Raw genomic sequence first — 1342 nt, forward strand, 5'->3', positions numbered from 1 at the left:
CCGCGTCGTCCTGGACGGCGGGGTGGACGGGACCGGCGGAGCCGGATCCCGGCATTGATGTGACCGCCTGGCACGGTGCTGCGATGTCCACCGACTTCGGCCAGGACGGCGGCAGCGGGAACCTCGACGACTGGGCCCCCTACCAGGGGCTGGACATGGACTGGCAACCATTCCCAGCGGTGACCCACACCGACGCCGACACTCTCCCCGCCGGCGACACCCTCCATCACCCGGCCGACGAGCCACCCACCACCCCCACCCCACTCCACCCCGACCAACCCCAACCCCAACCCACTGCGGACAGCCAGTGGGTGCGCAACCGGAATGATGCCTGGACGCTGTTCGAGCAGCACGCCGGCCACATCGCCACCACAACGCAGCACCAGGAGCAGCCGCTGCGGGAGCTGTGGAACGTCCTGATCAACAGTATGGACGGCGACGGGCTCATCACCGTCAGCGAGTCAGCCCTCGCCGATGCGGCATCCATACCGCCGTCGACGGCGCATAACCGGATCGTGGCGTTGCGCGAAGGTGGTCTGCTGCAGCTGGACCGGGAAGCACAGGGTCGCAGGGCGGCGCGGTACAAGGTGACCGATCCGGGTCAGCCGCGGCAAGCACCGTTGCCGGCCCTTCCTGCGGGCAGCCAGTGGGTGCGCAACCGGGATGATGCCTGGACGCTGTTCAACCAGCACGTCGGCCACATCGCCACCGCAACGCAGCACCAGGAGCAGCCGCTGCGGGAGCTGTGGAACGTCCTGATCGGCAGTATGGACGGCGACGGGCTCATCACCGCCACCGAGCAAGCCCTCGCCCGTGCGGCAGGCACATCGCAGCCGACGGTGCATAACCGGATCGTGGCATTGCGCGGCCGTGGTCTGCTGCAGCTGGTCCGGGAAGCACACGGTCGCGTGGCGGCGCGGTACAGGGTGACCGATCCGGGTCCGCCCCGGCAAGCACCGGTGTCGGGCCCTGCCCCCGGACCGGACCGCCCGCAGCAGGGTGAGGACCTGTCCTGGCTGAACGACGGGGATACGTCGCCGATGCCCGGGCCGGTACCTGCCCCACCGGCGGGCACGGGTCTGCCCGGGCTGCCAGGGCCGCTGGACGACCCGAACGCCCCCACCGCGTCGACCTGGCCGGCGGGGTGGCCGGGACCGGCGTGGCCGAATCCCGACATTGATGTGACCGCCCACGGTGCCGGGATGTCCACCGACCCCGGCCAGCCGCACACCGACAATCAGCCCGACGGCAGCGGGAACCCCGGCGCCTGGCCCACCTGGCAGATGGACCCAGCCGATCTGCTCAATCTGCTCCATCCGGCGTGGGTCGGCCCGCCCACGGC

1 pseudogene is annotated in these 1342 nt (G+C 70.9%); it reads left to right on the plus strand.

Features of this window, described 5'->3' with window-relative positions:
* Positions 1 to 83: 83 nt before the first annotated feature.
* Positions 84 to 1342 (plus strand): annotated as a pseudogene (locus ACGFIZ_RS34260) (hypothetical protein); the annotation flags it as partial.

Origin of the sequence: Micromonospora sp. NPDC048830, from assembly GCF_043198215.1 — a bacterium.
Classification (GTDB): Bacteria; Actinomycetota; Actinomycetes; order Mycobacteriales; family Micromonosporaceae; genus Micromonospora.